The organism is Sphingomonas sp. S-NIH.Pt3_0716, from assembly GCF_003950715.1.
In the GTDB taxonomy this organism is placed as follows: Bacteria; Pseudomonadota; Alphaproteobacteria; order Sphingomonadales; family Sphingomonadaceae; genus Sphingobium; species Sphingobium yanoikuyae_A.
The window spans coordinates 43729-58696 of record NZ_QLJK01000014.1 but is presented as its reverse complement, the minus strand read 5'-3'; the positions used below and the strand labels follow the sequence as shown (position 1 = coordinate 58696).

General features: G+C 66.7%; 13 protein-coding genes. 3 read left to right on the top strand and 10 right to left on the bottom strand.

The genetic code is table 11. From position 1 onward, the window contains the following. Window positions 1-25: 25 nt before the first annotated feature. The 5 genes from BRX37_RS13005 to ptsP all read right to left on the bottom strand — a co-directional run bounded on the left by BRX37_RS13005 (window position 26) and on the right by ptsP (window position 5629). On the bottom strand, window positions 26-217 hold the full coding sequence (locus BRX37_RS13005) for a hypothetical protein (protein ID WP_017502470.1): 192 nt from the start codon (window positions 215-217) through the stop codon (window positions 26-28). 129 nt (window positions 218-346) lie between these two features. Continuing rightward, the gene (gene tilS, locus BRX37_RS13000; protein ID WP_125987463.1) at window positions 347-1294 is read right to left on the bottom strand and encodes a tRNA lysidine(34) synthetase TilS; all 948 of its coding nucleotides are present in this window, start codon (window positions 1292-1294) and stop codon (window positions 347-349) included. A 10-nt stretch (window positions 1295-1304) separates the two neighbouring features. Next, window positions 1305-2246 carry a tol-pal system YbgF family protein gene (locus tag BRX37_RS12995; RefSeq protein ID WP_004208018.1) on the bottom strand — a complete coding sequence of 314 codons (942 nt, stop codon included), beginning with the start codon at window positions 2244-2246 and terminating at the stop codon, window positions 1305-1307. A 96-nt stretch (window positions 2247-2342) separates the two neighbouring features. Next, window positions 2343-3281 carry a helix-turn-helix domain-containing protein gene (locus BRX37_RS12990; protein ID WP_125987461.1) on the bottom strand — a complete coding sequence of 313 codons (939 nt, stop codon included), beginning with the start codon at window positions 3279-3281 and terminating at the stop codon, window positions 2343-2345. A 74-nt stretch (window positions 3282-3355) separates the two neighbouring features. Next, a complete protein-coding gene (ptsP, locus tag BRX37_RS12985; protein ID WP_125987459.1) occupies window positions 3356-5629 on the bottom strand; it encodes a phosphoenolpyruvate--protein phosphotransferase in 2274 nt (757 codons plus the stop codon). A 196-nt stretch (window positions 5630-5825) separates the two neighbouring features. Between ptsP and BRX37_RS12980 the strand changes: the two genes are divergently transcribed. After that, complete coding sequence (locus tag BRX37_RS12980) at window positions 5826-6983, top strand: pyridoxal phosphate-dependent aminotransferase (RefSeq protein WP_004208021.1); 1158 nt, start codon at window positions 5826-5828, stop codon at window positions 6981-6983. A 144-nt stretch (window positions 6984-7127) separates the two neighbouring features. Beyond that, window positions 7128-8294, top strand: coding sequence for a pyridoxal phosphate-dependent aminotransferase (locus BRX37_RS12975; protein ID WP_125987457.1), 1167 nt, complete (start codon window positions 7128-7130; stop codon window positions 8292-8294). 69 nt (window positions 8295-8363) lie between these two features. On the opposite strand, the gene BRX37_RS12970 is transcribed toward BRX37_RS12975, so the two are convergent. The 4 genes from BRX37_RS12970 to BRX37_RS12955 all read right to left on the bottom strand — a co-directional run bounded on the left by BRX37_RS12970 (window position 8364) and on the right by BRX37_RS12955 (window position 12792). Next, the gene (locus BRX37_RS12970; RefSeq protein ID WP_125987455.1) at window positions 8364-8900 is read right to left on the bottom strand and encodes a hypothetical protein; all 537 of its coding nucleotides are present in this window, start codon (window positions 8898-8900) and stop codon (window positions 8364-8366) included. A gap of 78 nt (window positions 8901-8978) precedes the next feature. Beyond that, complete coding sequence (locus BRX37_RS12965) at window positions 8979-11711, bottom strand: TonB-dependent receptor (RefSeq protein ID WP_125987453.1); 2733 nt, start codon at window positions 11709-11711, stop codon at window positions 8979-8981. Window positions 11712-11725: 14 nt separating this feature from the next. After that, a complete protein-coding gene (locus tag BRX37_RS12960) occupies window positions 11726-12439 on the bottom strand; it encodes an EF-hand domain-containing protein (RefSeq protein WP_125987451.1) in 714 nt (237 codons plus the stop codon). A gap of 74 nt (window positions 12440-12513) precedes the next feature. Then, window positions 12514-12792 (bottom strand): hypothetical protein, encoded by a 279-nt coding sequence (locus BRX37_RS12955; protein ID WP_318276679.1) that lies wholly within the window; start codon window positions 12790-12792, stop codon window positions 12514-12516. A gap of 239 nt (window positions 12793-13031) precedes the next feature. Here BRX37_RS12955 and BRX37_RS12950 point away from each other — a divergent pair, with 239 nt between their 5' ends. Then, window positions 13032-14291, top strand: coding sequence for an oligogalacturonate lyase family protein (locus BRX37_RS12950; RefSeq protein ID WP_125987446.1), 1260 nt, complete (start codon window positions 13032-13034; stop codon window positions 14289-14291). Window positions 14292-14510: 219 nt separating this feature from the next. Here the strand turns inward: BRX37_RS12950 and BRX37_RS27285 are convergent, their stop codons facing one another. Then, window positions 14511-14915, bottom strand: coding sequence for a hypothetical protein (locus BRX37_RS27285; protein WP_318276678.1), 405 nt, complete (start codon window positions 14913-14915; stop codon window positions 14511-14513). Between the last annotated feature and the right edge of the window lie 53 nt (window positions 14916-14968).

Genomic DNA, 14968 nt, shown 5'->3' with positions numbered 1-14968 from the left:
TCCGGCCCTGTCGATATCTGGGCGATCAGTTACCGGTCAGCTGGAACAGCGCGACATAGGCCAGCACCAGCGCCAAGCCGGCGGACAGGCCGCACAGCAGATAGCCCATATAGAGAAGCAGCGGCGGATGCGCCTTGTTCAGCTTCCGGTTCCGCTTCACGGCCGAGAGGATCACGCTGACCAGCAAGCCATAGGTCAGCGCCGCAAATTCCATCATTCCGAACAAATCCCGCTATTGGTCATGCCATGTGGTTAACGGCCCATGGGTTAAGAACCGGTCAGCATGCCGCCCAAAAGCGACCGGCCGTTGGCGCCTTGCGTCGGACGGTGGAACTTTTCCGAAATCTTAGCGTCGCGGGGGTGCCGGTGACAGGGTCCAGACCGCGCCACCGCGCAGCAGCCAGTCGCCCAGACTCGCCTGCCGCCCCGCCCGCGCCGCGGCAATCGCCCGGTCCAGCGCCTCGCCGCGCGGCAGCACGATCTCCGGGTCGGCGGAACAGAGCATCTCGATCAGCAGGCGGCGCAAAAGCTCGCGCGGCAGGTCGGTGCGGTCCAGCACCCAGGCGTCGGTCGACGGATGGATATGCGTGGCCGCCAACCCCGCCACCGTCCATTGCAGCGCCGCCTCTGCCTCCGCCAGCGCCGCCGCGCTGCGCGCCGCCGCCTCGGCATCGATCCAGTCGACGCCATCCAGCCGCTTGCGCAGCGCCGCCCGGTCGAAGCGCGGATCGGCATTGGACGGGTCCAGCACATAGGGTAGCCCGGCCTGGTCGGCATGGGCCTGCAACTGCGCCTTGCGCACCGTCAGCAACGGCCGCAGCACCCGGCCGGCCCGCGCCCGCACCCCGGCCAGGCCGCCGACCCCCGATCCCCGGTTGAGCCGCATCAGCAGGGTTTCCAGCTGGTCGTCGGCATGATGGGCGGTCAATATCCAGTCCAGCCCAGCGCCGGCCCGCCACGCCTCCAGCTGGGCATAACGCTGTCGCCGCGCCCAATCCTGGATATTGCCGGACACCGCAGTCTCCGGCGCCAGCGTCGCATGGGGGACGCGCCGCTCCGCACACCAGCGCGCAACCATCGCCGCCTCGGCCGCGGATTCAGCCCGCAATCCATGATCCAGCGTCGCCGCCGCCACCCGGCCGGGCCAGGCCTGCACCGCCAGGTCCAGCAGCGCCATGCTGTCCGGCCCGCCCGACACCGCAATGCCAAACCGGGCCGTCTCCTCCCCGTCCACCAGCGCGCGCACGGCCAGCCGCAGCGCATCGGGGCGATGGGAAGGTGCCAGCTCCGGCACGTCTATCGGCTCAAACGCTGCACTTGGCCTTGGTCCGGCCCTTGTCCATCATGCCGCGCAGGCCGCTCGACAGGGTCGAACCATAGACCTGTTCCAGCTCCGCATAGACCTTGCAGGCATCTGCAGGCTTCTTCAGCTGGATCAGCGCCTCGCCCAGATAGGCCAGGCTGTCGGGGGCGCGCTCGCCACGCGGGCGCTTCTGGTAATTTTCGTAGAAGGCGACCGACGCCAGCGCCGGCTTGCCATCGTCCAGATAGGCGCGGCCCAGCAGGTTGGCGGCGCGGCTGCCGACCGACCCGTCGCCATATTTGTCGACCGTCGCCTTGAGCTGGGCCTGCGCCTCGGGATAGAATTTCGCGTCCCACAGGCGGAAGCCATAGCTATAGGCATCGCCCGCCGCATCGCCTGTATCCGGCTTCTCGATCGCCGCCACCGCCGTCTTGCGCGCATCGCTGGCCACCGGCGCGGCGGCGGACTTTGCGGGCGGGGTCGTCGGCTTGGCAGCAGCCGGCTTGGGCGCGGGCGCATCGGTCGCGACCGTCGGGCGCATCACCGGCGGGCCGGCTTCGACCGGCGTTGCAGCCCGCGCTTCGGCTTCCGCCTTGTAGCGGTTGAACGCCTCTTCCAACTGCTTGAGCTTGTAGCTGTTTTCCTCGACCTGGCCGGTGATCGAGGCGAGCTGCGATTCCAGCGCCCCCACCCGCGCGGTCAGGTCGGCCACCGGGCTCGACGTCGGGCTGCCCGGCGCGATGGTCGGCGTCTGGGGTCGGGTGATTTCCGCCTCTACCGGCGTGCCGGCAGGGAACACCTTGCGCTGCACCGCCCGCATTTCCTTTTCCAGCCGGTCGACCCGCAGTTCGACCGTGGGATTCTGCTGGGCAGCGGCCGGCACGGCCGACAGCAGCGGGGCCGCCAGCGCGATGGCGGTGGTGGCGAGAAAGGCGTAACGCATGATGATCCCCGACTAAATCTTTCCGCCTTTAACCATAGGCGGACGCGCCACGCAACAAAGCGCGGCCCGCTCGTACCTGTCCGGCTATGGGACGGATTAGTTGCCCGCGCTGGGCTGCGGCGCGGCGGTCGGCGGCGGTGGCGCAGCCGGCGTCGGCACGCTCCCCTGCCCGCCCGCGGGCGTCGTTGGCGCGCGCGACGGCTGGCCGGCCGGTGCCGGAGCGCCCGCCGGAGCCCCTGCCGGCGCAGCCGCCCGTGCCAGCAGCGCCTCGGCACTGACCGGAACGTCGGCGATGGTGCGGTCGGCCGCGCCCAGCGGCGGGATCGCCTTGCCACCCACGGTCACGTCCAGCGCCTGCGGGCGACCGGTCAGGATCGTCGGATTGCGCGCGCCGGCCGGCAAGGTGAAGCTCTCGCCCTTCTTCAGCAGCCCGTCCTTCAGCCGCTCGCCCGCCTCGTCGACGATGCGCATCCACACATCGTCATTGGCGGTGAACACCACCGGCCCGGTGACGGGCGCCGCGATCGGCGCCTGCACGCCGGCCTTGGGCGCGGCGGCGGGCTTTTCCGCCTGCTGCTCGGCGATTTCCTCGCCGGTCGGCGGGGTCAGCAACTGGGTGCGCCAGATGGTGAAGCCGGCAATCACGATGATGCCGATCACCGCCGCGGTCCAGGCCAGGGTGCGCGACGGCACCCGCGCCGGGTCGGCCGGCTCGAACGCTTCGTAGCGGGTCGCCCCCATGTCGGAATTATGCACGGCATTGCGCACGTCGGCGGCGATCGCCACCTCGTCCAGGTCGATCGCGCGGGCATAGGCGCGGGCGAAACCCACCGCATAGGGAATGCCCGGCAAGGCGCCATAATCGTCCCGCTCGATCGCCTCCAGCTGCCGCTGGGCGATGCGGGTCCGGGTGGCGATGTCCTGCACCGACAGCCCCTGCGCCTCGCGCGCGGCGCGCAATTTGGCGCCGGGGGTACTGGGCTGCGCTGCCGTCGCGTCGTCCGCGACGGGTTCGAATTCGGGTTCGTCTGCCATGCTGCTCCGCGACCTTGATTGGCGGCCTTGTCTCATTGCGGGACGGCGCTTGTCAACGCCGGGGCGGTGTCTTTTCAGGCCAGCTCGATGTTCCGCTGCTCGGCCCAGCTGGTCAGTTGCGCGCGCAGATCACTCGCCCCGCTGTCCAGCAGATCGCGCATCAACGCCTGCAATTCGGCCGCGTCGATCGCGCGGATCATCGCCTTGACCGGCCCGACCGACGCCGGCGTGATCGACAGCCGCCGCACGCCCAGGCCAATCAGCGCCATCGCCTCCAGCGTGCGCCCGCCCATTTCGCCACAGACCCCGACCGGCACCTTGTAGATATCGCAGATCCGCACCACCCGATCCAGGAAACGCAGGATCGCCAGGCTCAGCCAGTCATAGCGCTCCGCCAGCTTGGGATGGGCGCGGTCGGCGGCGAACAGGAACTGGGTCAGGTCGTTGGTGCCGATCGACAGGAAATCGAGCTGCGGCAACAGCAGGTCCAGCACCTCGGCCAGCGCCGGCACCTCCAGCATCGCGCCATAGCGCACCGCCACCGGCAGCTTCTTCTTCTGCCCGATCAGCCATTGCCGCTGATGCTCGACCAGCGTGCGCGCCTCCTCGAACTCCCAGGGTTCCGACACCATCGGGAACATGATGTTCAGCACCTTGCCCGCGCTTGCCTCCAGCAAGGCGCGCGCCTGCGCCTTCATCAGGCCGTCGCGGTCCAGCGCCAGCCGGATCGCGCGCCAGCCCATGGCCGGATTATCCTCATGCTCGTCATCCTCGCGCGTCATATAGGGCAGCGCCTTGTCACCGCCGATGTCGACGGTGCGGAAGATGACGGGCCGGTCGCCGGCCGCGTCCAGCACATCCTTGTAGAGCCGTTGCTGCTTCTCGCGCTGCGGCAGCGTCGCCGACACCAGGAACTGGAATTCGGTGCGGAACAGGCCGATGCCGTCGGCGCCGACCATGTCCAGCGCCTGCGCATCCTCGCGCAGGCCGGCATTGACCATCAGCTCGATCCGCGCCCCATCCTGCGTCACCGACGGCAGGTCGCGCAGCGCGGCAAATTCCGCCCGCCGCTTCTGGGTGATGTGCAGCTTGGTCTCGAACGCCTCCTCCATGTCGGGCGTCGGCCGGATCAGCAGCGCATTTTCGGCGACATCCATCAGGATCAGGTCACCTTCATTGACCCGGTGGCGAATGTCGCGCACCCGGCCCAGCACCGGCACGCCCATGGCGCGGGCGACGATGGTGACATGGGCGGTCAGCGACCCTTCCTCCAGGATCACGCCCTTCAGCCGCCGCCGGTCATATTCCAGCAGCTCCGCCGGCCCCAGGTTGCGCGCGATCAGGATGGCGTCCTGCCGCAGCCCCAGTTGCGCCGCCGTCCCCAATTGCCCGGACACGATGCGCAGCAACCGGTTGGCCATGTCCTCCAGATCGTGCATCCGGTCCTGCAGCAGCGGATCGTCGATCTGGCGCATCCGCATCCGGGTGCGCTGCTGCACCCGCTCGATCGCCGCCTCGGCGGTCAGGCCGCTGTCGATCGCCTCGTTGATGCGGCGGATCCAGCCCTCGTCATAGGCGAACATCTTGTAGGTTTCGAGCACCTCCTGATGCTCGCCCTCGGTCCCGAAATCGGCCGTGCCGGTCATCCGGTCGATCTGTTCGCGCATCTTGGCAAAGGCGGAAATGACCCGCTGCCGTTCCGCTTCCGTATCCTCGGCGACGGTATGCTCGATATGGACGCGCGGCTGGTGGAAGACGACATGGCCCCGCGCCATGCCCATCACCAGTTGCAGGCCGGTCATGATGTTCGATCCGGTTTCCTGCACCCGCGCATCGGTCGGACCGTCATCGGCCAGCTCGGCATTGGCGATCAGCTCGGACAGCACCATGGCGACCGTCTGCAACGCCTCGATCTCGACCTCTTCATATTTGCGCGGCTCGACATGCTGCACGCACAGCACGCCCAGCGCGCGCTCGCGCCGCACGATCGGCACGCCGGCAAAGCTGTGGAACAGCTCCTCGCCGGTTTCCGGGCGATAGGAAAAGTCGGGATGGGCGGCGGCCTCGTCCAGGTTCAGCGGCTCGACATTGGTGGCGATCAGGCCGACCAGCCCCTCGCCCTTGGCCATGCGGGTGACATGCACCGCTTCCTGCTTCAGGCCGCGGGTCGCGAACAGTTCCAGCACGCCCTCGCGCACCAGATAGATGGAGCAGACCTCGCTCGACAGCGATTCGCCGATGATCTCCACCACCTTGTTCAGCTTGGCCTGCGCGCTGGTGCGCGCCGCCATCACCTCCTGCAGGCGGACGAGGATCTGGCGGGCGGCGGCGGCGGGCGTACTGGGCATGGCAAATCGCTAACAGATGCATGGCTTTCTTTCCAAGCGCTTTCCTCGCGATATGTTCATGAACCCCGCAGAAAAGCACGATTGTTGCGCATCGCTGATAAGCTAGGTCATCTTCCTCATTTGCGTGGCGGATACATGCTGTACATTCGTCTAACGCCACAAAGGCAGCATCAAGCATGTCTGGGAGTCAGGGACCATGGAAACGACCACGCCAACGGAGTTTGAACAGGAGCTTCTGGACCGCGGCTATTCGCGCCGCCAGCTGGCCAAGGTGACCGCGCTGCTCGGCGCCGGCGCCGTCGCGATGCGCACCGTCGGTGCCGCCGCCCAGCAGGCCGCCAAGCCGGTCGAAGGCGCGGTCCGCATCGGCGCCAACGAATGCTGGACCGGCCCCTTCCCGGTCGCCGCCGAAGCCGCCTTCAAGCTGGTGACCGAAGGCAATCGCTACGAACCCGACAATGAGCATGAAAAGCTGTTCGCCGCCGTCGCGCAGGTGGAGGGCATTCCGGCCGACCGCATCGTCGCCTGGCCCGGCTCGTCCGATCCGCTGAGCCGCGTCGCCGTCGCCTTCGCCTCGCCGACCAAGGGCATCGTCACCGCCGACCCGACCTATGAAGCGATCTGGCGCACCGGCGCCTGGCTCGGCGCCAAGGTGACGAAGGTGCCGCTGACCAAGGACAATGCCCATGACGTGAAGGCGATGCTGGCGGCCGATCCCAATGCCGGCGTCTATTATATCTGCTCGCCCAACAACCCGACCGGCACGATCACGCCGATCGGCGACATCGAATGGCTGGCCGCCAACAAGCCCAAGGATTCGGTGCTGGTGGTCGACGAAGCCTATATCCACTGGACCGACACGCCGCGCGCCGCCAAGCTCGCCGCCACCCGCGACGACGTGCTGGTGCTACGCACCTTCTCGAAGCTGTTCGGCATGGCCGGCATGCGCCTCGGCCTCACCTTCGCCGCGCCCTCGCTGATGGAAAAGATGATGCGCTATGACGGTGGCCAGGTCACCGCCATGCTGCCGATGACGGCCGTTGCCTGCGGCACCGTCTCGGTCGCCCAGGCCGATCTCATCAAGGCGCGTCAGGCCGAAATGGCGGCCAACCGTGACAAGGCGATCGCCCATCTGACCAAGAAGGGGATCAAGGTGCTGCCGGGCAGCATGGCGAACATGTTCATGGTCGACTGGGGCAAGCCCGCCAAGGACATGCAGGCCGCCCTGCTGACGCAGAAGGTGCAGATCGGCCGCAACTGGCCGATCTGGCCCAATGTCTCGCGCATCTCGGTCGGCTCGGCCAGCGAGATGGACGCCTTCTGCAAGGCTGTGGACGCCGTCTGGAAAGCCTGATCTGACCTGACCTTACGAAAAAGGGGCTGCGGCGCGCAAAATAAAGCGTGCCGCAGCCCCTTTTGCATTGCGGAAATTGTTTCCGCCTTCGTTTCTCCAGACGAAATCCAAGGCATTTCGCAGGAAAACAAGGGGACAATCGGCATGACCATGATGTTGGACAAGGAAGCGCGGGAAGACCTGATCGAGCGCGGCTATTCGCGCCGCCAGCTTGCCAAGGTTGCCGCCCTGATCGGCGCCGGCGCCGCGATGCACGAAATGCTGGCCGCGCCCGCCTTCGCGCAGCAGCAGGCCGCCCGCGGCATCAAGGGCGCGGTGCGCATCGGCTCGAACGAATGCTGGACCGGCCCCTTCCCCTCGGGCGTCGACGCCATTGCCAAGGCCGGCGCCGTCGGCAACTGGTATGATCCCGACAATTATCGTGGCGACCTGGTCTCGACCATCGCCAAGGTGGAGGGAATTCCCGAAGCCCAGGTGATGCTGTGGCCCGGCTCGGGTGGCCCGCTGGTCTCGACCGTCGCGGCCTATTGCTCGCCGACCAAGGGCCTGGTCACCGCCGACCCGACCTTCGAATCCGCCTGGCGCACCGCCGATTATCTCAAGGCGCCGATCGCCATGGCGCCCCAGGCCGTCGGCAAGGGCCATGACGTCAAGGCCATGCTGGCCGCCAACCCGAACGCCGGCCTCTACTATATCTGCACGCCCAACAACCCGACCGGCACGATCACGCCGATCGCCGACATCAAGTGGCTGCTCGACAACAAGCCGGCCGATTCCATGCTGCTGGTAGACGAAGCCTATATCCACTTCTCGGACGCACCCAGCGCCGCTTCGCTGATCGGCAACCGCAAGGACATCATCGTCATGCGGACCTTCTCGAAGCTGTTCGGCATGGCCGGCATCCGCCTCGGCCTCACCTTCGCCGATCCCGAAGTGCAGAAGCGCCTGATGCTGTTCGGTCCGTCGGCCGGCGGCCTGTCGATCACCGCCATGGCCTGCGGCAACGCCGTCTATCCCGAAGCCGCGCTCATCAAGGCGCGCCGCGACGAGATGATCGCCGCCCGCGACCAGACCATCGCCTGGCTCACCAAGAAGGGCATCGAAGTCCAGCCCGGCAGCCAGGCCAACATGTTCATGGTCAACTGGAACAAGCCGGCCAAGGAAATGCAGGCCGCCCTGCTCGCCTCGCCGGAAAAGGTGCAGATCGGCCGCAACTGGCCGATCTGGCCCAATGTCTCGCGCGTCACCGTCGGTTCGGCCGCAGACATGACGAAATTCTGTGCGGCTGTGGACAAGGTCTACAAGGCCTGAACCACGGCATCCCATAGCAAAGCCGTCACGAAGGAGGGGCGTCCGGACAACCGGGCGCCCCTTTTCATATCAGGGCGCATCGCCTTCCTGACTGTCCAGCGCCTTGCGATCCTCATGCGACACGAACTCACAGGTCAGCAATGTCCGCCCCGCCAGGGCAGGCCCCTGCCGCGCAACGACGGAAATCAGCCCCATCTCGCGCATGTCCTGCGCCGCATCGTCCAGTTGCCGCGCAAAGCCCAGGCTCGACGCGCCGAACAGGCGGCTCTTTTCCCTGGCAAGCCCATAACGGGCCGCCGCGGCCTCTGCGACCTCTCCATCCAGCAACACGCCGACCGACATGCCGGCGAAGACCACCGCCCGCGCCACAAAGCCGTCCCGCTCGATCGGCGCCGGCAGCGTATAGATCGCCGCCCCCAGCATCGATGTATCTGCTTTGGCGACCTTTTCGGCGGCTTCATACAGGGCGGTCGCGCTGTCGGTCGAATAAGGCGGCTGGCACAGCGCCGCGCCGAAAAAGTCCGGCGCCTCCTGCGCAGCGGCGGGGGTCCCCAGCAGGACGCCGATCGGCGCCACCATCCGGGCAAGGAAAGAGATTTTGCTCATCCGCGCCAGATGCGCATTTTATGACCGATTTTCAATCAGGTTGAAGGGACGCCGATTCAGCAGGCGCCCCTTCCCAATTCAGAATATCTTCCGCACCGACAGCATCAGCGTCCGCCCCTCGGGATCGAGATAGGCGGGCTGATAGGCGACCGGCGTCGCGCCCGTGCCATCGGTCACGCTCTGCCGCCGGTTCAGCAGATTGCCGACGGTGAAGCTCACCCGCATGCCCCGCGCCCAGTCCTGTCCGCGGAACCGGTTGGCCATGTTGGCAAACAGCAGCAGGTCGAACGTCACCAGCTCGCCAAAGCGCAGGTCGCCACCCGACGCTGTCTGGTCGCCGGTCACATGCGACGCGCTCTGCCAGTTGCCGTCCAGCCGGATGCCGACGCCATTGTCGATCAAGCCACTGCTCAGCTGCACCTTGTGGCGCGGCTGCGGACTGCCGCCCAGCGTGCCCCCATTCAGCAAATCGACCCATGGCCCGCCCTCGCTCAGCAGCACCGCGTCGCGCAGCATGATGCTGTGATAGAGCGAGAGTTGCAGCCGCGCGCCATTGTCGCTGCCGCCGCCGAACGGACCGCCACCGGGCGGGCCGAAGCCGCCCCGTCCACCTGGCCCGCCGGGGCCACCGGGACCACCAGGTCCACCGCCGGGCGGCGGACCATCGGGCGGCCCCATGCCATCGGGCGGAGGGCCAGGCGGCGGGCCGAAGCCATCCGGCCCGCCAAAGCCGCCGGGCGGCCCCATCGGCGTCGCATCATCGGGCCGGTGGCCGTCGACCAGGATCGCATCCTGCTCGGCATCGGGACCACCGCCGGGCGCGCCCTCTGCGGGCTGCGCATCGTCACCCTCTGCCTTTGGCGCCGCCATCTGCGCCTCATCGCCCTGCGCCGCCGCCCGCCGCCATGGCGGCACGAAGCCGGCCGGCGGCTCGGGTCGCTTGGGCTTGCGCAATAGCTGCGTGAAATTGAGGCCCCAGCGCAGCTGCTTCACTTCCTCGCGCGCGACATTGACGGAGCGCGTGTCGATCCGCGTCAGCATCCCTTCCTCGTCGCGGCTGTAGCGATCGGGGAAGGCCGCCTCCAATGCAGAGGATACGCCGGTCAGGCTGATGATCGCGTCGCGCGTCTCGCTGCTCACATAATTGGCGGACAGGGTCAGGTTGACCTTGGTGAGCGGCTTCACCGTCGCGCCCAGCTTGAACTGGTGGCGATTGTCGGCGGTCAGCGCCGGATTGCCGCCGCTCACCTGCGTCACCGTCACGCTCTGCCCGCGCACATAGTCATAGACGCGCACATTGCTGGTCGTGATGGTCGGGCTGTTGCGCTGGTCCAGCGTCGGCGCGGTCCGGTCATTATTGACCGCCGCGATGATGGTGATGCCGGTGCGTGGCGTCCAGCTGAGGACATAGCCCAGCGTGCCGAGCGTGCCATAGTCGGATACCTGCGTCACCGACGCGTTCATATTGGCGGTCAGCGTCCCCAGCACCGGCAGGAAGCCATTGCGCCGGCTGGCGATCGGCAGGTCGAAACTGATCTGCGCGCCGCCATTGGTGCGGCTCGCGGTCCGCTGCGACATCACCCCATCCAGCGTGCTGGACGATCGCAGGCTGCTCGTGTCGCCGCTCAGGCGCAGGTTCATGCCGACATGGCCGGCCGGCAGCTTGAACAGCTTGCCATTGACCAGCAGGCTGGCGCTGCCCGTGTTCTGCAACGCACGCGCCTTCTGCGTGCCCATGGCCCCCAGCAGGCTTGTGGGCAGCACGCCATCGGCCGCCACATCGCCCGCGTCCAGCGCCGCCTGCACATCGTCCAGATCATAGCCGCGATCGCTGTCGGTCCGGCTGTCGCTATGGCTGTAGCTGCCGATCACCGACATGCGCCAGGTCTTGGACAGGTCGATATTCAGGCTGACGCCGCTGCTCAGCGTCAGCGCGCGCGTGTCCTGATGCAGCGGATCGAGCGACAGGATGCGATCGACCGTCTCGTCACCGTCGGTCAGGCTGCCGGTGGGCAGGCCATTCAGCGCCTTGCTGGTCTTGTAGTCCGCCCGCCCATTCCAGGACAGGTTCGCCGTCTCGCTCAACTGATGCGCGACCGTGGTGTTCAGCATATAGCTGCGGGTGGCAGGCGACAGAGTGCGATAGGCGCGGTCGTCACTGACCCGCCCGGTCGGATCGCCCGCCGCCTCCGGATCGACGATCACGTCCCGCTCGCTTTCCAGCAGCGAGGCGGAGGATTTGGCCCGCGCCGTCACACTCACCCGGTCATTGTCGCGAATCCGGGTATAGCCGACATCGCCGGCCAGATTTTCGCCCTGCCCCGCCGTCGCGATCCCGCCGCCCGCATTGGCGACCTGCGACCGGAAGCGGCGGTGCAGGATGATGTTCACCACCTTGCGCTGCGCATCATAGCCATATTTGAGCGCGACCTCCTCGGGCAGGATGTCGAGCCGCAATATCGCCTCGGTCGGCAGATCGCTGACCTCGTTGACGCCCGAAATCCGCTTGCCGTTGACCAGCACCACCGGGCCGTCATCGCTGCGCCCCTGATTGCTGCTGGTCTGCGACGCGATCTCGTCCAGCAATTCGCTGACCGTGCCGACGCCATAGGCATCGATGTCGGCACGGCCGAGCTGGTTCTGCGCGGGAATGTCGCCGATCACCGCGCCCGGCGGCGCCTGTCCGGTGACGACGATATCGTCGCTCGCCACGCTCTGCGCCGCAGCGGGCGTCGATAGGGCAAACAGGCTGCATCCGGCGAGCAGCAGGGCGCCGCCCGCCCGACGGCAGGACAAGGATAGGCAAGGCATCGGCATCAATCCCGTCAGTTGCGCGGCGGCGGTCCGCCCGCGCCGCCCGGTCCACCGGGGCCACCAGGGCCGCCGGGGCCTCCACCGGGGCCACGCCGCGGCATCAGGCTGCGCATCTCCTCGGCCGACAGCACGCCGTCATGATCGGCGTCCGCCGCATCGAAGCGGGCATGTTCGAACGCCAGCACTTCCTCCAGCGAGGCGCCGGCATCATAATTGCTGTTGGCCTGCGCGATCGCGCTGGCATTGAGCGGTTCGATCAGCCGGCCCAGTATCGCGTCCTCGGGGTCGTCGCCCAGCTTGGGCATGATCGCCTCGGCCACCGGCCCGCCCTGATCGCCCATCGCGCCCGTTTCCGACAGCGCGACCGATCCCATGCTGCTCTGCCACGCCTGAAACTCGGCCAGGCTCAGCGTGCCGTCATGATTGCTGTCGATCGCATCGAAACGCGTGCGGATGATCGCTTCGCGCCGCGCCTGCACCACCAGCCGCAATTCGTCGATCGTCACCATGCCGTCGCGATTGCTGTCGGCTTCGGCAAACATGGCGGTCACGATCCTGTCGATCTGGCTGCGCTTGATCGGCTTCATCTCGCGCGGCTTTTGCGGCCGGCCTTCGCCGCCACCGGGAGGGCCGCCGCCGCCGCCCATGCCGCCACCCATGCCCCCCTGGGCCAGCAACGGCGCCGAACAGAGCAGCAGCGCCGCCCCGATCATCATCTTGCGCATCGCGCCTCGTCCTTCTTCATGAAAACAGGAACGGGGCGGCGCCGTCCCCCGGCACCGCCCCGCGTCGATCGCGATCAGAGCGTGCAGCGCACCCGCTTGCCGCGATAGAGATAGCTGTCCAGCCTGGCGTCATAGCTCTTGTAGCGATTGCGGCAGGCCTTCTGATGCGCCGCGCCGGTCGAACGACCCTGGGCCTTGGTCGGCTGGGCCTTGGTCGGAGCAGGCTTCTTGGCCGGCGCCTTGCTGCTCACCGGCTGGCTCGCGCCATGATGCGGCGCCTGCGCCATGGCCGGCGCGCCGAGCGTCGCCATCAGCGCGGCGGCGCCCAGGGTCAGGAGCGAGGGATAAGTCATGTCATGGCCTTTCATGTGGGTGGAAAATCTCCGCCCCGTCTGTGGCCACCCGATTTTGCCCCGTCATTTCACGAATATTTCAGAAGCCCGCGCCTTATTGCCCTCCTCTGTCAAAGACTTGGCCCTGCAAGCACGCGCCGCGCCCGCATCACAGCCGCCTTGCCAAATTCCCGATATGCGGTATCCAATCCCGCAAATTGAACTTGAACTGGGAGGATGGGATGCGGTTGAGGCAGGCAATGATCGGGCTGGCCCTCCCCCTGCTCGTCGCAGCGCAAGCACCCGCGCCCGCCAGCTGGACCGACCCTACCACCGGCCACCGCATCGTCCGCGTCGATGACCGGCCGGGCAATTACGGCCTCTATTTCAACTATAATCCCTTCACCCCCGACGGAAAGCGCATGGTCTATCTGACGCCGGAGGGGATTCGCGTCGCCAACACCAGCGACTGGACCACCCGGCTGGTGCTGAAGGAAAAGGTCGACCGGCTGCTGTTCGTCGGCCACCGCGCCAATGTCGCTTATTATACCACCAACCCGACCGGCAGCAGCGAGGGCGAGCCGTCCTTCATCGTCTGGTCGGTCGATCTCGACAGCGGCAAGCGCCGCCGTATCGCGGCAATGCCCGGCGGCCGCATCGAATCCATCAATGCCGACGACACGCTGCTCGCCGGTCATCGCGAACTCGCCCCGCCGCCGCCCGCCATCGCCGCCCAGGGCAAGCGCGATCCGAAAACCGGCTCGCCCAGCTATAGCGGCACCGACGATCAGGGCCGCCCCCTCTCCTTCGCCGCCGCCAAGGAAAAATGGATGGAGGCCCGGCTCGCCGCCGGCGTGCCGATGGAAATCTTCGCGATCGACATCGCCACCGGCCAGCAGCGCCGCATCACCGCGTCGAAGGACTGGCTCAACCATGTCCAATTCTCGCCGACCGATCCTCATCTGCTCATGTATTGCCATGAAGGCCCCTGGCAGCAGGTCGACCGCATCTGGACCATCCGCACCGACGGCAGCGCCAGGACCAAGGTGCATCAGCGCATCCTGCAGGGCGAGATTGCCGGCCATGAATATTGGGCGCCCGACGGCCGCACCATCTGGTATGACCTCATCATGCCACAGGGGATGCGCTGGCTCGCCGGCCATGACGTCGCCAGTGGCGCGCGCCGCTGGTATGCGATCCGTCCGGGCCAGGGCTCCTATCATTTCGCCTCATCGCCCGACGGCCGCAGCTTCTCGGGCGACGGCGCCAATGACGGCAAATATATCAGCCTCTTTCACCCCCGCCCCGACGACAATCCCCGCGCCCGCAACACGCTCGGCGGCGACACGCTGATCGCCACCGGCACGCTGGAGACGGAACGGCTCGTCGATCTCGCAAGCCATGACTATACGCTCGAACCCAACCAGCATTTCACGCCCGACGGCAAATGGCTGGTCTATCGCAGCAATGTCGCCGGCAGCCCCGCCATCTATGCCGTCGAAACCGCGAAACCACGCTAAGCCGCGCGCAGACAAGCCCGACGCCCGCCGAATGGCGAGGATGGGTGGGAAGCTGGCCACCTGTTTCATAGGGTCATCCCCGCGCAGGCGGGGATCCATCTCCCCAGCGTCGGACCAGATGCAAGATCAGGAGATGGATTCCCGCCTGCGCGGGAATGACGGAAAGGGGTGGGTAGCAGTCAGTCGGGTTTTCGCTCAATATTCCCTAGAATCAGACATTCAATTGAGCATAGCCAAAGCCTGTAAGATTTCTGATTGTGTCCATATTTCGCTGCGGCCTTCTATAAAGAGACCGCTATCATCTTCGATGAAAAATACCGCGTCTCGTGTCGCTTCATCAGCAAACTCAATATCGTCGCTTGCTACGATGCAATCGGCAACATACACCGCTGTTTCAGCAGGCAATTGGCCGGCAGCTACCGCGTGGAGCAACAGGCGAGCAGCAGCCTTGTCCATGACAAAATTTGGCCCATCTGAAATCGCGATGAAGCAATGCTTGGTTTCCCGGAGATCAGCGTAAAACTTAGCCACCTCATCTGCGATTTCTTCCGCCAACGCGTGGGCAGATAGGGATCCAGAAAGAAACGCGACAAGAGATGAATATTGCATCGATGCACTTTGCATCGATAACCGGATGTCCGCAATCGGGCAGGACCGTTGGTGAGATAAACGTCTAA

Excerpts from the sequence above, each read along its gene's own strand:
- BRX37_RS13005 (WP_017502470.1), bottom strand. The coding sequence starts at position 217 with ATGATGGAATTTGCGGCGCTGACCTATGGCTTGCTGGTCAGCGTGATC.
- BRX37_RS12995 (WP_004208018.1), bottom strand. The coding sequence starts at position 2,246 with ATGCGTTACGCCTTTCTCGCCACCACCGCCATCGCGCTGGCGGCCCCG.
- BRX37_RS12990 (WP_125987461.1), bottom strand. The coding sequence starts at position 3,281 with ATGGCAGACGAACCCGAATTCGAACCCGTCGCGGACGACGCGACGGCA.
- ptsP (WP_125987459.1), bottom strand. The coding sequence starts at position 5,629 with ATGCCCAGTACGCCCGCCGCCGCCGCCCGCCAGATCCTCGTCCGCCTG.
- BRX37_RS12980 (WP_004208021.1), top strand. The coding sequence starts at position 5,826 with ATGGAAACGACCACGCCAACGGAGTTTGAACAGGAGCTTCTGGACCGC.
- BRX37_RS12975 (WP_125987457.1), top strand. The coding sequence starts at position 7,128 with ATGACCATGATGTTGGACAAGGAAGCGCGGGAAGACCTGATCGAGCGC.
- BRX37_RS12970 (WP_125987455.1), bottom strand. The coding sequence starts at position 8,900 with ATGAGCAAAATCTCTTTCCTTGCCCGGATGGTGGCGCCGATCGGCGTC.
- BRX37_RS12965 (WP_125987453.1), bottom strand. The coding sequence starts at position 11,711 with ATGCCTTGCCTATCCTTGTCCTGCCGTCGGGCGGGCGGCGCCCTGCTG.
- BRX37_RS12960 (WP_125987451.1), bottom strand. The coding sequence starts at position 12,439 with ATGCGCAAGATGATGATCGGGGCGGCGCTGCTGCTCTGTTCGGCGCCG.
- BRX37_RS12955 (WP_318276679.1), bottom strand. The coding sequence starts at position 12,792 with ATGACTTATCCCTCGCTCCTGACCCTGGGCGCCGCCGCGCTGATGGCG.
- BRX37_RS12950 (WP_125987446.1), top strand. The coding sequence starts at position 13,032 with ATGATCGGGCTGGCCCTCCCCCTGCTCGTCGCAGCGCAAGCACCCGCG.
- BRX37_RS27285 (WP_318276678.1), bottom strand. The coding sequence starts at position 14,915 with ATGCAAAGTGCATCGATGCAATATTCATCTCTTGTCGCGTTTCTTTCT.